Annotated in this window: 19 protein-coding genes; 7 read left to right on the top strand and 12 right to left on the bottom strand. The window is 63.3% G+C overall.

The features are described from left to right. Positions 1–182 precede the first annotated feature (182 nt). From cls to HMPREF2734_RS04105, 5 genes are read right to left on the bottom strand one after another with little or no spacing between them, the layout of a single operon-like run. On the bottom strand, positions 183–1,643 hold the full coding sequence (gene cls / locus HMPREF2734_RS04085) for a cardiolipin synthase (RefSeq protein WP_070569452.1): 1,461 nt from the start codon (positions 1,641–1,643) through the stop codon (positions 183–185). Then, on the bottom strand, positions 1,640–2,431 hold the full coding sequence (locus tag HMPREF2734_RS04090) for an exodeoxyribonuclease III (RefSeq protein WP_070569455.1): 792 nt from the start codon (positions 2,429–2,431) through the stop codon (positions 1,640–1,642). The genes cls and HMPREF2734_RS04090 overlap by 4 nt, the downstream gene beginning before the upstream one ends. A gap of 4 nt (positions 2,432–2,435) precedes the next feature. Continuing rightward, positions 2,436–3,032, bottom strand: a complete 597-nt coding sequence (locus HMPREF2734_RS04095; protein WP_070569458.1) for a GNAT family N-acetyltransferase, cg3035/Rv0428c family — start codon at positions 3,030–3,032, stop codon at positions 2,436–2,438. 23 nt (positions 3,033–3,055) lie between these two features. Beyond that, positions 3,056–4,150, bottom strand: a complete 1,095-nt coding sequence (locus HMPREF2734_RS04100) for a hypothetical protein (RefSeq protein ID WP_070569461.1) — start codon at positions 4,148–4,150, stop codon at positions 3,056–3,058. A gap of 43 nt (positions 4,151–4,193) precedes the next feature. Continuing rightward, the gene (locus HMPREF2734_RS04105) at positions 4,194–4,766 is read right to left on the bottom strand and encodes a peptide deformylase (RefSeq protein WP_070452812.1); all 573 of its coding nucleotides are present in this window, start codon (positions 4,764–4,766) and stop codon (positions 4,194–4,196) included. A gap of 15 nt (positions 4,767–4,781) precedes the next feature. Here HMPREF2734_RS04105 and HMPREF2734_RS04110 point away from each other — a divergent pair, with 15 nt between their 5' ends. From HMPREF2734_RS04110 to HMPREF2734_RS04120, 3 genes are all read left to right on the top strand, one after another. After that, positions 4,782–4,988 (top strand): DUF3263 domain-containing protein, encoded by a 207-nt coding sequence (locus HMPREF2734_RS04110; protein ID WP_070452809.1) that lies wholly within the window; start codon positions 4,782–4,784, stop codon positions 4,986–4,988. Positions 4,989–5,038: 50 nt separating this feature from the next. Continuing rightward, positions 5,039–6,007 carry a LytR C-terminal domain-containing protein gene (locus HMPREF2734_RS04115; RefSeq protein WP_141750420.1) on the top strand — a complete coding sequence of 323 codons (969 nt, stop codon included), beginning with the start codon at positions 5,039–5,041 and terminating at the stop codon, positions 6,005–6,007. Positions 6,008–6,283: 276 nt separating this feature from the next. After that, on the top strand, positions 6,284–7,414 hold the full coding sequence (locus HMPREF2734_RS04120) for a glutamate--cysteine ligase (protein WP_070569467.1): 1,131 nt from the start codon (positions 6,284–6,286) through the stop codon (positions 7,412–7,414). 18 nt (positions 7,415–7,432) lie between these two features. On the opposite strand, the gene HMPREF2734_RS04125 is transcribed toward HMPREF2734_RS04120, so the two are convergent. From HMPREF2734_RS04125 to HMPREF2734_RS04155, 7 genes are all read right to left on the bottom strand, one after another. Beyond that, a complete protein-coding gene (locus tag HMPREF2734_RS04125; protein ID WP_070569470.1) occupies positions 7,433–7,840 on the bottom strand; it encodes a monovalent cation/H(+) antiporter subunit G in 408 nt (135 codons plus the stop codon). Next, positions 7,837–8,115 carry a monovalent cation/H+ antiporter complex subunit F gene (locus tag HMPREF2734_RS04130; protein WP_070422450.1) on the bottom strand — a complete coding sequence of 93 codons (279 nt, stop codon included), beginning with the start codon at positions 8,113–8,115 and terminating at the stop codon, positions 7,837–7,839. Before HMPREF2734_RS04130 ends, HMPREF2734_RS04125 begins: the two co-directional genes overlap by 4 nt. Next, the gene (locus HMPREF2734_RS04135) at positions 8,112–8,633 is read right to left on the bottom strand and encodes a Na+/H+ antiporter subunit E (RefSeq protein ID WP_210384729.1); all 522 of its coding nucleotides are present in this window, start codon (positions 8,631–8,633) and stop codon (positions 8,112–8,114) included. The genes HMPREF2734_RS04130 and HMPREF2734_RS04135 overlap by 4 nt, the downstream gene beginning before the upstream one ends. Then, positions 8,633–10,333 (bottom strand): Na+/H+ antiporter subunit D, encoded by a 1,701-nt coding sequence (locus HMPREF2734_RS04140; RefSeq protein ID WP_083308075.1) that lies wholly within the window; start codon positions 10,331–10,333, stop codon positions 8,633–8,635. Before HMPREF2734_RS04140 ends, HMPREF2734_RS04135 begins: the two co-directional genes overlap by 1 nt. Position 10,334: 1 nt before the next feature. Continuing rightward, on the bottom strand, positions 10,335–10,796 hold the full coding sequence (locus HMPREF2734_RS04145) for a Na(+)/H(+) antiporter subunit C (RefSeq protein ID WP_070422451.1): 462 nt from the start codon (positions 10,794–10,796) through the stop codon (positions 10,335–10,337). Next, positions 10,797–13,775, bottom strand: a complete 2,979-nt coding sequence (locus HMPREF2734_RS04150) for a Na+/H+ antiporter subunit A (RefSeq protein WP_070569473.1) — start codon at positions 13,773–13,775, stop codon at positions 10,797–10,799. A gap of 160 nt (positions 13,776–13,935) precedes the next feature. After that, positions 13,936–15,306, bottom strand: coding sequence for a dipeptidase (locus HMPREF2734_RS04155; RefSeq protein ID WP_070569475.1), 1,371 nt, complete (start codon positions 15,304–15,306; stop codon positions 13,936–13,938). 225 nt (positions 15,307–15,531) lie between these two features. On the opposite strand from HMPREF2734_RS04155, the gene groL reads away from it, so the two are divergent. From groL to ppk2, 4 genes are all read left to right on the top strand, one after another. Next, a complete protein-coding gene (gene groL / locus HMPREF2734_RS04160; RefSeq protein WP_070422454.1) occupies positions 15,532–17,169 on the top strand; it encodes a chaperonin GroEL in 1,638 nt (545 codons plus the stop codon). Between the two features lie 400 nt (positions 17,170–17,569). Next, the gene (locus HMPREF2734_RS11990) at positions 17,570–17,734 is read left to right on the top strand and encodes a hypothetical protein (RefSeq protein ID WP_167617019.1); all 165 of its coding nucleotides are present in this window, start codon (positions 17,570–17,572) and stop codon (positions 17,732–17,734) included. Between the two features lie 29 nt (positions 17,735–17,763). After that, positions 17,764–17,931, top strand: coding sequence for a hypothetical protein (locus HMPREF2734_RS11995; protein WP_167594467.1), 168 nt, complete (start codon positions 17,764–17,766; stop codon positions 17,929–17,931). Between the two features lie 102 nt (positions 17,932–18,033). Beyond that, positions 18,034–18,933 carry a polyphosphate kinase 2 gene (gene ppk2, locus HMPREF2734_RS04165; RefSeq protein ID WP_070422455.1) on the top strand — a complete coding sequence of 300 codons (900 nt, stop codon included), beginning with the start codon at positions 18,034–18,036 and terminating at the stop codon, positions 18,931–18,933. The last annotated feature ends 165 nt before the right edge of the window (positions 18,934–19,098 follow it).

Below are 19,098 nucleotides of genomic sequence, written 5' to 3' on the forward strand. Positions count from 1 at the left end.
ACCAAACTTAGCCAAACGGCACATCTAACACGGCGCATTCCGCGGAAAATTAGCGAAATGTACCGTGCAGGATATGCCGTTTGCGTTAAAGGGGCCGGGCGGACGGCAAGGGCCGGGCTGGGGCCGGGCGGGGAAGCGACGCAAGGGCCACCCAGCCACCCCACGCACCCAGCCCAAACCCCCTACTGCAGGGCGGAGGTCAGTTTCATCACGTTGTCGATGTAGCGCCTGTACCAGGGCCGCTGATCCCACCGCTCCAAAGTAAGCTCCCGCGACACGGCTAGATAACACGTGCCGAGTTCGGACAGCATGTGCAGCAGCGCCCCGGAGGCGACGAAGAGGGAGGATTCGTAGTTGAGGCTGAAGGAGCGGATGTCCATGTTGGAGGATCCGACGACGGCGGAGGAGCCGGGGAGGCCGTCGTCGATAAGTACGAACTTGGTGTGGAGCACGAATGGCGCGGGGAATTCCCAGATGCGCACGCCGGCTTTGAGGAGTTGTTCGTAGTAGGCGGATTGGGCGTGTTGGACCATGAATTGGTCGGATTTGGCGCTGACGAGGAGGTCGACGTGTACGCCGCGGTAGCAGGCGGAGGTGATGGCTTCCAGCAGCGAGTCGTCGGGCACGAAGTAGGGCGAACACAGCGTGACGTGCGTTTTTGCGTTGTGGATCATGGACACGAACATGCGCAGGTTTGGTTCAGTGAGGTATCCGGGTCCGGAGGGGACGAGTTGGAGCACGCCATTGCTTGTCGACGACTCCCTCACCGGCGCCTGCTCAATCACCTCGCCAGATTCGGTGTACCAGTCTGTGGCGAACATGGAGTCGGCGGACGCGACGATGGGGCCTTCGAGTTCGACAAACGCGTCGACCCATTGGCGGCCGGCGCGGCGGTGTTGGCGGACGAGGTAGGAGCGGTCGATGAGGTTGAAGGATCCGAGCATGGCTACGCGTGAGTCGACGACGAGGAGTTTGCGGTGGTTGCGTAGGTCGGGGCGGCGCCAGCGGCCGCGGAGTGGGGCGAGTGGCAGCATCATGTGCCAGTCGACGCCGATTTCGGTCAGTCGGCGTTTGAGTTTCCGGAACCCGGGGTATTTTTGGCTGCCGATGTGGTCGAAGAGGAGGCGGACGTGGACGCCGCGGGCGACGGCTCGTTCGATGGCGCGGAAGACGACGTCGGTGGTGTCGTCCCAGGCTACGGCGTAGATTTCGATGTTGACGTGGGAGGTGGCGTCGTCGATAAGTGATGCCATGCGGTGCATCGTTTTGCGGTAGTCGGTCCAGAGTGCGCGTACGTCGGCGTGGACGGCGGGGTAGCCGGTGAGGGTGCGGTTGAGGCGCACGATGGAGGTGGTGACGTCGGGCAGTTCTTCGTCGGCGGGGAAGTCGGCGACGTTGAGGTTGGTGTCGTCGATGTGTCGGCGTGCTTCAACTTGGATGCGGTGGCGGCGTCGCGACACGAACGTGGAGCCCATGAGGAGGTACAGCGGCAGCCCGACGACGGGCAGCAGCAGGATGAGCAAAAGCCACGCGTTTGCCGACGACGGTTTGCGCCCGCCCGGCACCACACCGATCATGACGAATTTGATGGCGTAGTCGAGGACCATCGCCGCGAATTGCCACCATCCGAGGTCGATATTCATCGGACCTCATTATAGGAGAGGCCGCGCGTGTCGTAATCGACGATCACGGGTGCGTGGTCGGAGGCACCCTTGCCGCGGCGTTCGTCGACGTCCACCCAGGCGCGTTTGAGCAGGTCGCGCATGGGTGCGGTGGCGAGTTGGAAGTCGATGAGCATGCCTTCGTTGTGCTGGAACCGCATGGATTTGTAGTCCCAGAAGGTGTAGGGGTCGTCGTGACGAATTTCGTACAGCCCCGCCTCCAGCAGCATCTGGAACGCGGCGCGTTCGGGTTCGGTGACGTGGGTTTTGCCTTCGAACCAGGCGACGTCCCATACGTCTTCGTCGCGGGGAGCCACGTTGAAGTCGCCCATGAACACCTGCAGGTCGCCGGGGCGCACCGACTCCGCCAGGGACCACAGGAATTGCAGTTTGTAGTCGTAGTGCGGGTCGCCGATTTCGCGGCCGTTGGGTACGTACAGGCTCCACACTTCCACGCCGCCGCACTCGGCGCCGACCGCGCGCGCTTCCACCTCGGGCTCGCCCTTCTTCGCAAATGCGGGTTGGCCGTCGAAGTGGTCGCGCACGTTGTCCAATCCCACTCGGGAGGCGATGGCCACGCCGTTCCACTGGTTCACGCCCACGTGCGCGACCTCGTAGCCTGCGGCTTCGAAGGTGGCGTAGGGGAATGTTGCGTCTGCGGTTTTGGTTTCTTGCATCGCGAGTACGTCTACGTCGTTGCGTTCGAGGAATGCGGCGATGCGTTCGGCGCGGGTGCGCACGGAGTTGACGTTCCAGGTGGCGATTCGCATGCGCCTAGCCTAGCGCCAGCCGCCGACGGTGGTGTTCGAGTGCTCCTTCGGGCACATTGCTAATCGACGACACCCCGTATCCCTCACCGTCCACCCACGCCACCTGCTCCTCCGCAAGTGTCCATTCGTCGGTGAGGAGTTTCAGCGCGGGTTTCCCGATCCGCTCCGGGATCATGAGCCGTACTGGCAGGTTGCGTGCGCGGTAGAAGGCGCGGATGGCGTCGATAGGTACGGGTTGCAGGCCCGCCGACGGTCCGAGCGGTACGGCCGAGTTCGCCTCGTCGGTCTTGCCGGTGCGCATGAGCCAGCCTTCGGCCCAGGCTTCTTCGGTGGTGGGGATGCCCTCGGCAATGCGACGTTCCAGCGCGCGGATCTCGGAGTTGCGCACCGTGCGGGCGGAAAGTTTCTTAATGATGTGCACGTTGGCCACCTCGATCGCCTCCTTCGAGGACGGGAAGCCACCCACCTCCTGCGGCCGCACCACCAGCGGGTCGAGCGACACGACGTGCCCGATGATGTCGCTGGCGTGCTCGCCGCGCCGCTGCCTGACCACGACGCGGTCACCCACCCCCACGTCATCCGAGCGGAAAATACGCGACATATGTTGTGTTTCTCGCGCTCTTCTTATCGACGAGCCCTACCCGCACCCGGCAACATAAACGCCACACCGGCCAGCAGCGCAAGCGCGCCCAGGCCGATCAGCCCGCGCATCGGGGTGCCGGTGTCGGCGAGGTCGCCGTCGCGCTCATCTTCGGTGCTGGTCGTGGTGCGCGAGGTGCTCGAGGAGGACGTGGTCGAACGCGTCGTGCTCGACGTTGCCGAGGTGGTGCGGTTCTGCAGCACCGACGCCGACGTCGTCGACGAAGAGGAAGACGAAGACGACGAGGTCGTGGCGGTCGCGCTAGACGTCGTGCTCGACGAAGTGCCGGAGGTTGTGGTCTCCCCGGTAGTCGTACCGGTCGTGGTGCTTGTGGTCTCGGTGCCGGACGACGTGTTCGTCGTGGTCGTCTCGCTGGTGGTGGACTCAGTGGTCTCCGAGGTGGTGGTCTCGTCCTGCATCCGCTCGGCGCGCAGGCTCAGCGACTCAGCAACAGACTCGGTGGCCGGGGCGGTCTCCGCAGCGGACGCAGACGTCTTCGGCGCCTTGCTGCTCGGCTCGGTGGTCTTCGCCGCCGTGGTTGCCGGAACAGCAGCCTTCTCCGAAGCCTTCTCGCCAGCCTTCTCCGCAGTCGCATCCTCCGACGCGGCAGCCTCTTCCTTGCCGCCCGGGATGCCGTAGATGATGCGGGCGTCGCCGTTGTCAGAACGCTCGAAGGCGTCGAAGGCGGTGGTGCCCAAGATGCCGTCGAGGCCCTTGAGGGCGGAGGGGAGGACGACGGTGTCGTCGTTAAGTAAAAGCTCCGAGCGCAACTTACGCACACCGGCGCGCTCGGCCTTGAGGGCGTCGGCTGCCTCGTCGAACTCGGCTTCTTCCTCGTCGGTCAGGTCGCCGGTGTCCTCGCGAAGCTCCTCAAGGTCGTCGGCGGCCTCGATGAGGTTCTTGCGCCAATCGGTGAGGATCTCGCGGACCTCGTCCTCTCCATCCGCTTCCTTAAGCGCGGTGAGGGAGGTGGTGCGGGTCTCGGTGACGTCGCTAAGCAGCTGCTCGAGCGGCGTTTCGGGCGCAGCGGGAGTGGTCAGCGTGATCGCAGTCGCGGCGATGACGGCGGGGATGCGCATGGGTGCCTCCGGAAAAATAGACAGTCCCGCACATCATACCGCGTTAGTGGCCGAACGGATCCTCGTCGGTGCCTGGAAGCCACGTGTTGCCCGGCTCGCGCCAGCCCTTATCGCGGATTTCGCGCTTCGCTTCCTTCTTGTAACGGCCGGTGAGCACGTCGGTGTACAGGAAGCCGTCCAGGTGGCCGACCTCGTGCTGCAGGCAGCGGGCGAAGAAGCCGGTGCCTTCCACCTCGATCTCGTTGCCGTTCTCGTCCAGGCCGGTGACCTTGGCCCAGTCGGCGCGGCCGGTCGGCCAGGAGTAGCCCGGGACGGAGAGGCAGCCTTCGTCGTCCTCGCCGTCGTCGCTAGGCATTGTCTTCGGGATTTCGGAAGTTTCCAGCACCGGGTTGATCACGGTGCCGCGGCGCATCTCGTCGCCGTCGGGGCAGTGGTAGACGAACAGGCGCAGCGGCACACCAATCTGGTTGGCGGCCAGGCCCACGCCGTGGGCGGCGTCCATGGTTTCGTGCATGTCGGCGATGAGTTCCTGCAGTTCCTCAACGGGCTGCGTGACCTGTTTGGTCGGTTCGTGCAGCACAGGGTCGCCGTGGATAACGATGGGTCGGATGGTCATGCCAATATATTAGGCATGCTTTCCGACACCGACCTCGCCGTGCTCCGTTTCGCCGCGCGCGCCCCGCGGTCCCTCGGCAAGCGCGAGGACGCTATCCGTGCCGAACTTGGCATGACGCCGATCCGCTACTACCAGCGCCTCAACGTCCTTTTGGATAATCCGGATGCGCTCGCGGCGGAGCCTCAGTTGGTGCGGCGGTTGCAAAGGCTTCGCGACGCCTAACCCGGTGTGTTGCCTCCCTTCCCCCACCAGGTGTGGCTATTGTTGCTGCTGTGACTAAAGATCAGTATGGCAACGACCCCCGCTACGACAACGTGGGCGACGAGCCCCTCGACGCCGAAATTATCGACGACACCCCCACCGACGCACCCGCCGAGGAATACCGCGGCGCGCACCGTCGCGACGACGACGCCGACTATGACTATGACGAGGCCTACGACGAGGCGTACGCAGGCTACGCCGCCGGCTCGACCGCCGTCACCGCTGGCGGCGCTGGCGCTGCTGGAGCCGGTGCTGGGGCGGGCGCCGCTGCCCAGGGCGGCCTGCCCCGCCGTGGCCTCGCCATGATCCTTATCGCCGTTGCTGCGTTGCTGCTGCTCTGGGCCCTGTGGGCGATGACCCAGAAGGGCGACGACAACAACGCCGCATCCTCCGCCTCGTCCGAAACCTCCACCTCCGCTACCGCTGAGGCCGCCCCATCCACGGCCCAGCCTGGCGAGGGCCAGGGCCAGGGCGCCCAGGACCCCAACGCCTCCCAGGATCCGAACGCGCCGCAGGACCCGAACGCCGAACAGCGCGAAGGCGACCAGGCCCAGGACCCCAACGCGCAAGACCCCAACGCGCAAGACCCGAACGCCGAGACCCCGGCACCGGCTCCGGCTCCGGCCCCGCAGGGCGCGCAGCTCGACAATGCGAGCGCGCAGGTCTTCGTCTACAACAACTCCGGCATCGCTGACCTGGCTAATCGCACGGCGGACCAGCTTAAGGGTCAGTTCAACGTCGCTAATCAGTCCCAGGACGCTGCGACGATGAACATGCCTGAGCAGCAGTACGGTATCTTCCCGGAGACCTACGTGTTCTTCGACCCGGCCACCCCGGGTGCTGAGCAGGTCGCTGCCGACATCGCCCGCCGCGTCGGTGGCACCGCCCGCGCCAAGAATGACATCCCGGAGGGCGCCGTCGGCCTTCCGGAGCAGGCCGCGAATAACCGCAGCGCGGTCGCGGTCGTCCTCGCCGGCTAGTTTTAGCCTCCAAACGGCGCCTCCTACACGGTGCATTTCGTCGAAAATTAGCGAAATATGCCGTGTAGGAGGCGCCGTTTAGCTTTGCGACGACACCACCCCGGCACCACCCCAACACATGGTGAGAATGCAAGGGTGAAGATGGCCAAAAATCGGCAAGCTCTCCGTTGCGTCCTCACCATCTGTGTGGAAGGCGGAACCCCAACAGCACCGCCCCGCATATAAACCGCTTCGCCATGCCAGTCCCGGGAACCGAAGCGGTTAGGCTGGCTGACTATGGATCCGTTTCGCGATTTTGCCAGGTCGGCCGCCCCTACCCTCGGTGTCGAGTGGGAGATTTGTCTCGTCGACCCGGAAACGCGCGACCTTGTGCCGCGTGCGGCTGAGGTGATCGAGGAGGTGCAGAAGCGCAATCCGGACGTGCACCTGGAGCCGGAGTTTCTGCAGAACACGATCGAGCTTGTCACGCCGATCTGCACGAATACCAGGGAGGCGGTCGACGCCCTCCAGCGCGACCTCAAAGCGATCAAGGAGGTCGCGGATGAGAAGAACCTCCGCCTGTGGGCGAGCGGCGGCCACCCGTTTTCGGATTTCCGCACGAATCCGCTGAGTCCGAAGAACACGTATCAGGAGATCGCGGATCGCACCCAGTATTGGGGTCAGCACATGTTGTTGTGGGGTATCCACTGCCACGTGGGCATCAGTCATGAGGACAAGGTGTGGCCGATCATTAATGCGGTGATGACGAAGTACCCGCACCTGCTCGCGATAAGCGCCTCGAGCCCGGGTTGGGACGGCATCGATACGGGTTACGCTTCGAACCGCACGATGCTTTACCAGCAGCTTCCCACCGCGGGTATGCCGTATCAGTTCCAGGATTGGGATGAGTGGGTTGCATTTATGCGCGATCAGCAGACTTCGGGCGTGATTAATCACACGGGCTCGATGCATTTCGATGTCCGCCCGGCCGCGAAGTGGGGCACGATCGAGGTTCGCATTTCGGATGCCACGTCTAACCTGCGCGAGCTCGCCGCGGTCGTGGCGCTCACGCACTGTCTCGTGGTCCACTACGACCGGATGCTCGATCGCGGCGAGTCCCTGCCCACCCTGCAGCAGTGGCACGTCGCGGAGAATAAGTGGCGCGGCGCCCGCTACGGCATGGACGCGCTCGTGATCACTAGCCGCGATACGGACGAGGACTGGATTAAGCACGAGTTGCAATTGCTTATCGACGAACTCACGCCCACGGCCCAAGACCTCAACTGCCTCGACGAGCTACGGCTGGTCAGCGAAATCGTCGAGCGTGGCGCCGGCTACCAGCGCCAGCGGGAGATTTACCAGCGCACGGGTGATTGGAAGGCGGTTGTGGACGCGACCTGCGACGAAATGTGGGAACTCACGCCGTAGCGCCGTAGCAGCCAGCCCTTAGCCCGCCGGCCGTTCGGTTTCGGTGGGCTTGTTGGGGTTGATGCGCTTGGGGTGGTAGCTGGCGGGGCGGTCGTTGCGGGTGAGCTGGCCGTCCTCGCCGTAGAGGCCCTCGCGTCGGGCGATGCGGCCGAGGCGCTGGCCGGGGACGGGGTTGGTCATTAGGGCGAAGATGACCAGCAGGATCATGATGCCGATGTCGCCTTTTTCGTGGACGCCGAAGTCTTCGGCGGTGGTGACTCGGATGATGGTGCCGATCATGAACAGCACGAGCCCGGTGGTTTGGGGTTTGGTGATGGCGTGGACGCGCGCGAGGGTGGAGTTGAAGCGTGCGGTGCCGACGGCGGCGGAGAAGACCATGAACGCGCCGGGCAGGATGAAGATCAGGGAGATGATGTCGGTGATCATAGGGAACCATCCCTCTTGCGGAAGCGGGCGACGGACAGGGAGGCGATGAAGCCGAGGAGTGCGATGACGATCATCACGTTGACCACGGTGGTGTCTAACGTCCAGCAGATGTAGAGGGCGAGGGCGCACTGGAGGGAGGCGGTGATGCCGTCGTTAGCTAGGACGCGGTCGAGGGAGTCGGGGCCGACGATGACTCGCCAGGCGAGGATGAAGAAGCCGGCGAAGATGAAGATGGCGGCTATGGCGAGGAAGACGTTGTAGATCGTTTCGTTCATTTGCTCCTGCTTTCGAAGATCCCGATCATTTGGCGTTCCAGGGTGGCTACGTTGGCAATTTCGCGTTCGATGTCGGCCGGGGTGGACGCGTCGAGGACGTGGATGGTCCATTCGCGGTTGGCCAGGTCGATGTCGGTGACGGTGCCGCCGGGCTGCAGGTTGTAGGCGCAGGTGGCCAGGTAGAACACCAATTCGTTGCTGACGCGCATGGGCACGCGCAGGATCGCGTTTTTGGGTTGCGGTTGGGGCCGCAGCGAGAGCCAGGCCACTTTGGCGGAGGCGACGATGAGGTCCCACAGCCAGATGCCGACGAAGGCCATCAGGCGTGGCCAGTGGATGCGGTTTCCGCTGCGGGGGACGCGCGGCAGCGGCAGGGCCAGCACGATGACGACGCCAAGTGCGAGGCCGGCGGCGACGTTGCCCCAGGACACTTCGCCCATGAGCAGGACCCACATGAAGGTCAGCCACGCAATGTAGGCGGGGCGCATGCGGTTTTTTACACCTGTGAGCAGGCTCATCAGTTACGCACCTCCTGGTTGCGACGGTTCATCAGCGAGTCGTGCCCGCCGTGGGAATCGGTGGGTTCGGTGAATGCGTCGAGGTTGCGGGTGGCTTGGGTGGGGTCGTCGATAAGTACTGCGCTGCGGTAGATGGTGACGTCTTGGGCGGATTGGGCGGCGCGGTCGGTGATGTTGGAGATCGGGCCGGCCAGGAACGTGATCGACGTGGAGGTGAGTACCAGCAGTGCGGTGGAGAGGAACATGCCGACGGGGATGCGGCCGACGTCGTCGCGTTCGCCGGCAGAGACGGTTTCGCCGCGCTCGGCAAGGTTGGCGGGGCGGGCGAGGACGACGTCGCCTTCGGGGGCGTCGGCGCGATCTCGCAGGAAGCCTTTGGACCAGACGTTCATCATGGCGTACAGGGTGAGCAGCGAGGTGACCACGGCGCCGCCGATGAGGGTCCAGGCGAGCCAGGAGCCGTCTTCGGCACCGGCTTGGATGAGCATGACTTTGCCCAGGAAGCCGGATAGGGGTGGGATGCCGCCGAGGTTGAGCGCCGGGATGAGGTACAGCACGCCGATGACGGGTGCGGTGTACAGCAGGGAGCCCAGGCGGCGCAGTTGGGCGGAGCCTGCTTGCCTTTCGACGAGCCCAATCACCAGGAACAGCGACGTCTGCACCAGAATGTGGTGGACGGCGTAGAAGATCGCGCCGGATAGGCCTGCGACGGAGCCGAGGGCCACGCCGAAGATCATGTAGCCGATGTGGCTGACCAGGGTAAACGACATGAGACGTTTGATGTCGTTTTGGGCGATTGCGCCCATCACGCCGACGATCATGGTCAACAGGGCGACCCACATGAGCATGTTGTCGAGCGAGCCGTCGGTGAACACGGTGGAGCGCATGCGGATGATCGCGTACACGCCAACTTTGGTGAGGAGGCCTGCGAACACGGCGGTCACGATGGAGGCGGCGGTGGGGTAGGAGTCCGGCAGCCAGGCGTCGAGGGGGAAGACGGCGGCTTTGATGCTGAAGGCGACGAGGATCGTCGCAAAGATTGCGGCGCGCGTACCGGTGGGTAGTTCGGCCATGCGGATTCCGACTTGTGCCATGTTCACCGTGCCCACGGACGCGTACACGAGCGCAAGCGCAAACAGGAACACCATCGACGACGCCATGGACACCATCACGTAACCGATGCCGGCGCGCACACGCTGCGGCGACGCGCCCAGGGTGAGCAGCACGTAGGAGGCGACGAGGAAGATCTCAAACCCGACGTACAGGTTGAACAGGTCACCTGCCAGGAATGATAGGTTCACGCCCATGCTCAGCAGCATGTAGGTGGGGAGGAAGACGGCGACTGGGTCGTCGTCGTCACCATCGCGCAGACCTTGGGAGATGCCGTACCACATCACCGCGAACAGCACGATCGAGGAGACGAACAACATTATCGACGACAACCTGTCCGCCACCAACGTAATCCCGATCGGCGCCTCCCAGCCGCCCATTTGCACCGTTTGGATGCCGTGGATGTCGGCGACGATGATCAGCACCGCCGACATGACCGTCAGTGTGGCCAGGGTCAGCAGGGCAATGAAGCGCTGCAGGTTCACGCCGCGGAACACCAGGATGAACGCCGCGGAGATGAGCGGCAGCAGAATCATCAGCACCGTCAGGTACGGCACTGCGGGCAGGGCCCAGTCGGCGAGGGCTAACATACTACTTCTCACGCTCCGCCCCCTTTACTGGCTCTTCGAACGATGCCGACGCAGCAGCCTTGCCGGCCGCTTCCTCTTCGTCGCGGTCGCCCGTCGGCGTGGTTGGGCGCACCGCAATTGCGCGGTCCTCTTCGTCGCGTTCGACCACGTCGTCGCTGCGGTAGCGGTACTGGCGGTAGGCGAGCGCGAGCATGAATCCGACCATCGCCATCGAGATGACAATGGCGGTCAGGATCATCGCCTGCGCGAGCGGATCGGCGGCGTCGGCTGCTGCTACGGAGTCGCGTCCGAGGATCGGCGGCGAGCCCGCGCGACCGCCCGACTGCAGCAGGAGCAGGTTCGCGCCGTTGCCGATGAGCAGCACGCCCATGATCATGCGCGTCATCACTTTGTCCAGCATGAGGTATACACCGGCCGCGATGAGTACGCCTGAGCCGATGAGTAAGAACAGGTTTGCTTCCATTTACTTCTCCGAGCTCTTGCTAATCGACGACGACCCTGCCGACGACACCGCCGCCCGCTCATCAAACCGCTGCCGGCGATCACGCTCTTGCTGTTCGCGGCGGCGACGGTTTTTCTCTTGCAGTTCGATGGCGCGGTCGCGGGCGCGCTGCTTACGGGACTCTTCTTCGAGGTCGATGTGGGCGCCCATGGAGGCCAGCACGTGCATGATGAGGCCGACGACGATGGCGTAGACGCCGGCGTCGAAAAGCAGGGCGGATGGGACGTCGACCTCGCCGATGAGCGGCAGACTGAACGTGGCGTACCCAGAGGTCAGTGGCGGGTTGCCGAAGAACATGGGCACGACCGCCGCGGTGGCGGACATCAGCAGGCCAGCGGCGAGCACCTTGCTTGGGTGCACCGGCAGGGTTGCTTCAATCTCCTTGCGACCGCCCGCCAGGTAGCGCAGCGTGAGCGCGAGCGCGGCGACAAGGCCGCCTGCGAACCCGCCGCCGGGGGCGTTGTGGCCGGAGAAGAAGAAGTACGCCGACAGCAGCATCATCGACGGGAACAGGATGCGGGTGGCAACCTCCACCATCAGGGAACGGTTCTGCGCCGTCTCGTCGTTGACGCCGGATGCGAGCCAGCGGGCCTTTGTGGTCTGCAGGGTCGGGCGGCGTGACTGGGTTTCAAACTTGCCGGTGCCGAAGATCAGGCTGGCCACACCCACTGCGGCGATGACCAGCACGGTGATCTCACCGAGCGTATCGGCGGCACGCAGGTCCACCAGCAGCACGTTGACGGTGTTGCGGCCGTGCCCGATCTCGTACGCCAACTCCGGCATGGTTGTGGAGATCGGATCGGCCACGCGCGCGGACATCGCCGTCATGGCCACGACCACCACTGATACGCCGGTGCCGATGGAGAGCCAGGCGCGGAGACGGTTGTCGTCGTGACGCGGCTCGACCTCTGTGGGCATCTTGCGCAGCACCAGCATGAAGATAACCATCACAATGGTCTCCACCAGCGCCTGCGTCAGCGCCAAGTCCGGTGCGCCGTGCAGCGCGAAGATCATGGCCAGGCAGTAGCCGGTCATGCCGACCATCACCACGGCCGACAGGCGGTTGCGCTGCAGGGTGGCGAAGAACGCCATGCCCGCCATGATGATCACGATCAGGCCTTGCCAGACGTTTTCCCACACGATCATGCGGATGTTGTTCGACGCCCCCAGGATCAGCGCAGCCAACGGCACAACCATCAGCGTGGCAAAGATGACACCCAGGTTGATCGCCAACGAACCACGCTGGGTGGACGCGGTCAGGCGCATCGACCAGTGGTGCAGCTTGCTCAGGATGGTGTCGTAGACGGCGTTGGCGTTACCCAGCGCGGGCTGTTCAAACTGGGCCTTTGCCACCAGGTCGCGCTGCCAGAACATGATCGCGCCCGCAGTGATGATTACCGCAGACAGGATCAGCGGCACGTTGATGCCGTGCCACAGCGCGAGCGTTTCGCCTTCCACGTCGGGGAAGCGCGCGTCGAGGTGGTTGTTGATCGGGTCCGACAGCAGCGCCGGCACCAGGCCAAACACGATCGTGCCGGCGGTCAGGATGGCGGGGGAGAGCCACAGTGTGGGGCCCACCCGGTGCATGTCGCGCACGGCTTCGGAAGGCTTGCGGTCGTGCTCTGGTTTCGTCGCAAAGGCACCGTGCAGGAAGTAGAGCGAGTACGCCATGGTCAGGATGGAACCAGCGACCATCACTACCAGCGTGATCCTGCCCGGCATACCGGTGAGCAACTCCTCGTGCAGGATCATCTCCAGCGCGGCTTCCTTGGCCACAAACCCGAACAGCGGCGGGATGCCAGCCATCGACGCAGCCGACACAATGGCCAACCCCGCCAACAACGGCTGCTTCTTGCCCAGCCCCGACAGTTCGTGGATGTCGCGCGTGCCGGTGGTGTGGTCGATCGCGCCCACAATCATGAACAGCGCGGCCTTAAACAGCGAGTGCGCGAACGTGATCGCAAGACCCGCCATCGCGGCCTCACGCGAACCCACGCCGATCACCGTGATGATGAAGCCCAGCTGGCTCACCGTGCCGTACGCCAGCACCAGCTTCAGGTCGCGCTGCTTCAGCGCCATCCAGCCACCCAGCAGCATGGTGAACCCACCCGTAGACAGCACCAGCAGGTGCCACGTGGTCACCGCCGACATGTCGGGCGCAAGCCTAGCGACGAGATAGATACCCGCCTTGACCATCGCCGCCGAGTGCAGATACGCCGACACCGGCGTCGGCGCCGCCATCGCGCCGGGCAACCAGAAGTGCCACGGGGCCTGGGCGGACTTGGTCAGCGCACCCAACATGATCAGCACGATTGCCGCGGAGATCGCCGGGGTGCCCTCGATGTCGGCGATCTGGGACACCTCGGACAGACGCCAGATGCCGGCGTTGAAGCCTAGGAGGTTGATGCCCACCAGCATGGCCAGGCCACCCATCGTGGTGACCATCAGCGCCTGCATGGCTGCGCGTCTGGAGGTCGCCCGCTCCCCGTAATACGACACCAGCATGTACGACAGGATCGAGGTCAACTCCCAGAACACGTACATGAGCAGGAAGTTGTCCGAGATGACCAAGCCGTACATGGCCATGGCGAAGGCGCTGAGCTCAAACCCGAACTTGGCCAGCCTGCGCGGGTTCGAGTCGAAGTAGCCCCAGCAGTAGAACAACACAAGCGCCCCGACACCCAGGATGATCAGGCTAAAGAGCGCTGCTAGGGCATCGAGGCGAAACTCTAAGTTGAGGTTGGTCGATGGCATCCACGTGAACGTGGAAACGATCTCCCCGCCGTCGCGGAACACCCCGTCGGCGAAGAGTTTGACCACCCACAGGAAGCCGCCGAGAGGCACCAACGCCAGTAGGGCGAACGCCGAGCGGCCGATGCTGCGCAGCAGCACCGGGGCGATGGCGCTGGCAGCCGTGAGCGCAAGAAGTAACGTGAGCACGTTTCTGGCAGCCCTCCTTTGAGGTCGGTCGTACCGTTGGCGCGCCTAACCTCAGGGGCTTTCCAGTTCACACAGAAATAACTTGCTCATCGCGGCAACAAGATACAACGCGTCAACACCAGTGGCGCGGCCGTCTTTTTGCCACTGTAGCGAATTTTTCTTACTTCCCGTATTGCTGCAGGAACATCGCCTCGGCGATGGCCACATGTTCGATCTCGGTCGGGTCGACGGACTCGTCAACACCGTGAATGCCACACAGCGGCTCTTCCACGCCGTACAGGGCGATCTCCGCGTTGGGGAATTGCTCCTGCAGGGTGATGGTCAGCGGGATCGAGCCGCCGGTGCCTACGACAGCCAGCTCGTCTGCGCCGTATGCGTCCTTCAGGCACTGCCCAAGCTTTGCGACGGCCTCCGCTTCCACATCCGTAGAAAACGGCTGATTCACGCCACTGACCTGTACGTCCACCTTGGCGCCCCACGGGGTGTGGGCCTTGATGTGCTCTACCATCTTCTCCGCCACCTCGGCGGAGTCCTGGCCAGCCGGAACACGCAGGTTGAACTGTGCCTCCGCGCGCGGGTTCACCGCGTTCATCGCCTCTGCAACCGGGGTGGAGGTAAAGCCGATCATGGTCACGGCCGGGCGCGCCCACACCAGGTCAGCCGGGTTATCGTCTGCGGTGCCCAGCAGTTCCACGCCGTCCAGGACGGTCGCGTCGCCGCGGAAGGTTTCCGGATCGTACGGGTCGCCGTCCCACTTCGCGGTGGTGTCCACGCCGTCGATAGTGGTGCGGCCGTGCTCGTCGAAAAGCGATGTTGCAATGACCATCAGTGCGTGCGCCGCATCCGGAGCCGCGCCGCCGAAACCGCCGGAGTGGATCGCGCCCTTGAGCGTTTCCACCGTCACGTTGATCTGGGCGCCGCCGCGCAGGGAAGTGGTCAGCGTCGGCACACCGACAGCGACGTTGCCGGAGTCCGCGATCAGGATCGCGTCCGCCTCAAACACCTCAGGCTTGTCGACGATCAACTTACCCAGACCGTCATCACCACCGAGCTCCTCGGAGCCCTCGACGACAACCTTCAGCCCCAGGTCCGTGCCGCCGTTTTCCTCGACGAGGCGCAGCGCCTCCAGGTGCATGGCCAGGTTGCCCTTGCAGTCCGCGGCGCCGCGCCCGTACCAGCGGCCGTACCGCTCGGTCAGCTCGAACGGGTCGTTCGTCCACGCCTCCGGGTCGTTCGCCGGGACGACGTCGTAGTGCGAGTACAGCAGCACCGTCGGCATGCCGTTCTTCGCTGGCTTCGTAGCGACGATCGTGTCCGCGTCGTCCACCGTCGGGTAGCGGGTGACTTCAAAGCCTAGGTCCTTGAGCGCCTCGACCGTCCACACACACGCTGCCTCGTGCTCGTCCTTCAGGGCCGGGGTGGAGTGCGGGGAGTTAAAGGACACCAACTTGGACAGATCCGCGAAGATCCGGTCGCGCTGCGGTGCGTAGGTTGCTGTGCTGTTGCTTGTGCTGTTCTGTGCGTCAGTCATGGCACTACGCTAGCAGCAACCGAGCCAGCCCCTGCGTCTCTTGCACTCAACCCCCGAGAGTGCTAAAAATGTGGCTGGCACTCATCTCAACCGAGTGCCAAATAAACGAAGAAGAGCGGGTGAGGCTGAGACCACTCGTCAGCCGTGCCGTCGCGGGCGCCTGCTTGCACCGACGAACTGAGTGATCGTCCACGTACGCCTATATATAAGGAGTGACACACTCACATGGCAAAGATGATTGCATTTGATGAGGAAGCACGTCGCGGCCTCGAGACCGGTCTGAACACCCTGGCTGATGCTGTGAAGGTCACGTTGGGCCCGAAGGGCCGCAACGTGGTGTTGGAGAAGTCTTGGGGCGCTCCGATGATTACCAACGACGGCGTGAGCATCGCTCGCGAGATTGACCTCGAGGATCCGTACGAGAAGATCGGTGCGGAACTGGTCAAGGAAGTCGCCAAGAAGACCGACGACGTCGCCGGTGACGGCACCACCACCGCTACCGTTCTCGCCCAGGCGCTCGTGCGCGAGGGCCTGCGCAACGTTGCTGCGGGTTCCAACCCGATGGGTATCAAGCGCGGCATTCAGGCTGCCACCGACAAGGTATCCAAGTACCTGCTGGATCAGGCAAAGGAAGTTGAGACCCAGGAGGAGATCGCTTCCACCGCTGGTATCTCCGCTTCTGACCCGGAGATCGGCAAGAAGATCGCCGAGGCAATGTACGCCGTTGGCAACGGTGCGGTGAACAAGGAGTCCGTGATCACGGTCGAGGAGTCCAACACGTTTGGTGTGGACCTTGAGGTCACGGAGGGTATGCGCTTTGACAAGGGCTTCATCTCCGCTTACTTCGCTACCGACATGGAGCGTGGCGAGGCTGTGCTCGAGGACCCGTACATCCTGCTGGTGTCCGGCAAGATCTCCAACGTCAAGGAGCTTGTGCCGGTGCTGGAGCAGGTTATGCAGTCCGGCAAGCCGCTGCTGATTATCGCCGAGGACGTCGAGGGCGAAGCCCTGTCCACCCTGGTTGTGAACAAGATCCGCGGCACCTTCAAGTCTGTGGCTGTGAAGGCTCCGGGCTTCGGTGATCGTCGCAAGGCAATGCTGCAGGATCTGGCGATCCTGACCGGCGGCCAGGTCATCTCCGAAGAGGTCGGCCTGTCCCTGGAGACCGCTGGCGTTGAGCTGCTGGGTCAGGCTCGCAAGGTTGTGGTGACCAAGGATGAGACCACGATCGTGCAGGGTGCTGGTCAGCAGGAGCAGATCGACGGCCGCGTGAAGCAGATCCGCGCCGAGATCGAGAACTCCGACTCCGATTACGACCGCGAGAAGCTGCAGGAGCGCCTGGCCAAGCTGGCCGGCGGTGTTGCAGTGATCAAGGTTGGCGCTGCTACCGAGGTGGAGCTCAAGGAGCAGAAGCTGCGCATTGAGGATGCTGTGCGTAACGCCAAGGCTGCTGTGGAGGAGGGCATCGTCGCTGGTGGCGGTGTGGCTCTGCTGCAGGCTGCCAACGAGCTCGAGGGCGACCTCGGCCTTGAGGGCGACGAGGCTACGGGCGTGAAGATCGTCCGCGAGGCCCTGTCCGCTCCGCTGAAGCAGATCGCGCTGAACGCTGGCCTGGAGCCGGGCGTGGTGGCTGACAAGGTTGCCAACCTCCCGGATGGCGAGGGTCTGAACGCTGCGACCGGCGAGTACGTCGACATGCTGGCTAACGGCATTGCGGATCCGGCAAAGGTGACCCGTTCCGCGCTGCAGAACGCTGCGTCCATCGCCGCGCTGTTCCTGACCACTGAGGCGGTTGTGGCTGACAAGCCGGAGCCGGCTGGTGCGAACCCGGGCATGGACCCGGAGGCCATGGGCATGATGTAGTGCCCGCCTAATGAGCAACGCGTCCTTCGGGGCGCGTTTTTCTTTTGCGCATTTGCTTGTCGACGACCCCCTGAATAGGTGTAGTTCCCCACATCCACTTCCGGTTTGTGGCGTTTCTGGCGCGATTTTCGGCGCTGAATGGTCTATACAGTCGTCATCGAATTCATATGACGTTTACTTCTTTTATTGAATTTGGGCAGGTAGTCGATAGAGCTGAAATATGGTTACGTTTTGGTAAACGTGAGGTGTTGAAAAATATCTGTCAGCATTGAAAACAATTCTGCAGTTCCCCTTGACGTAATCGTTACCTATGGCAAAATAACTCCCTGACGCCCGATGGGTGTCAGTACCTGTCAGTAAAGCCAGACACAGACTGGCACCTAACTTTTAGGAGCATGTAATGCCTGTAGATCTCAAGGTCATCCAGAAGGCGCTCAAGGACTTCAAGACGTTCGCAACCGCGATCGAGAAGATCTTCACCAAGACCCCGGAGTCTCTGCTGACGTTCGCTGAGAAGGCGACCGGCAAGAAGGTCACCCCGAAGCCGGCTGCAGAAGCTAAGTAAGCACACCTCTTAACTAGGAGAAAAACATCATGGAAGCACTGTACAACTGGGTTGCACTTTCCTCCGGCACCGGTCTCGGCGTTGAGAACGGCACCGCTACTGAGGTTACCCGTATCCCGGGCGCTCTCGTTGAGCTGCTTGGCAACTTCGGCGTCCTCGCAGGCGCTCTCGCCGACCTCGTTGGTCTGGTTGCATAAGACCGACTTCTGAGGTGCCTCGTCGCTACGTGCGACGGGGCATTTTTTGTTATTCGGGGGCTTTCCCAGCGCAGCGGGGCAAAGCGGAATAGAATGAGTGGTATGGCTGACCACAAGGATGACGAACTGCCGATGATCGACCTCGCCCAGACCGAAGGTTGGGTTGTGGACGACACCGATGAAGACGATCCGGTGCTGCTGATGCCGGACGGCACTGCGATTCAGACGTGGCGCGAGAATTACCCGTACGATGAGCGCCTCTCCCGCGATGAGTATGAGCATGAGAAGCGCGCGCTCCAGATTGAGCTGCTGAAGTGGCAGAACTGGACGAAGGATACTGGTCAGCGTCACATCATTATTTTCGAGGGCCGCGACGCCGCCGGTAAGGGTGGCACCATCAAGCGCTTTAACGAGCACCTCAACCCCCGTGGTGCTCGTACGGTTGCGTTGGAGAAGCCGTCGCCACGCGAGAGCACGTCGTGGTACTTCCAGCGCTACATCGAGCACTTCCCGGCTGCGGGCGAGATCGTGTTCTTCGACCGTTCCTGGTACAACCGTTCCGGTGTTGAGCGTGTGATGGGTTTCTGCACCGAGTCGCAGCACGCCGAGTTCCTGCGTGAGGTGCCGATGCTGGAGAACATGATCCTCGGCTCCGGCATTTCGCTGACCAAGTTCTGGTTCTCCGTGACCCAGAAGGAGCAGCGCACCCGCTTTGCTATCCGCCAGGTGGATCCGGTGCGTCAGTGGAAGCTGTCGCCGATGGACTTGGCGTCGCTGGATAAGTGGGAGGACTACACCCGCGCCAAGGAGGAGCAGTTCCGCTACACGGATACTGATGAGTCCCCCTGGATCACCATCAAGTCCAACGACAAGAAGCGCGCCCGCCTCAACGCGATGCGCTACATTCTGTCCAAGTTTGAGTACACGAACAAGGACCACGACGTGGTTGGCGAGCCCGACCCGTTGATTGTGAAGCGCGGCCGCGACCAGATCGGCGACTAAAGCCCCTGCTTATCGACGACCCTCTGCCCCGGAATCGAACCACCTCCCGGGTGCAGGGGGTCGTTTTTGTGTGCAGGTTGCCCTAAAAGGTGCGTTGTGGGGGTGTTTCTCAGGAAACATTTGGGCCTGTGACGGCAATATGTGACAAAAACCTCCCCCCCCCCC

The organism is Corynebacterium sp. HMSC055D05 (assembly GCF_001810365.1).
GTDB classification, from domain to species: domain Bacteria; phylum Actinomycetota; class Actinomycetes; order Mycobacteriales; family Mycobacteriaceae; genus Corynebacterium; species Corynebacterium coyleae.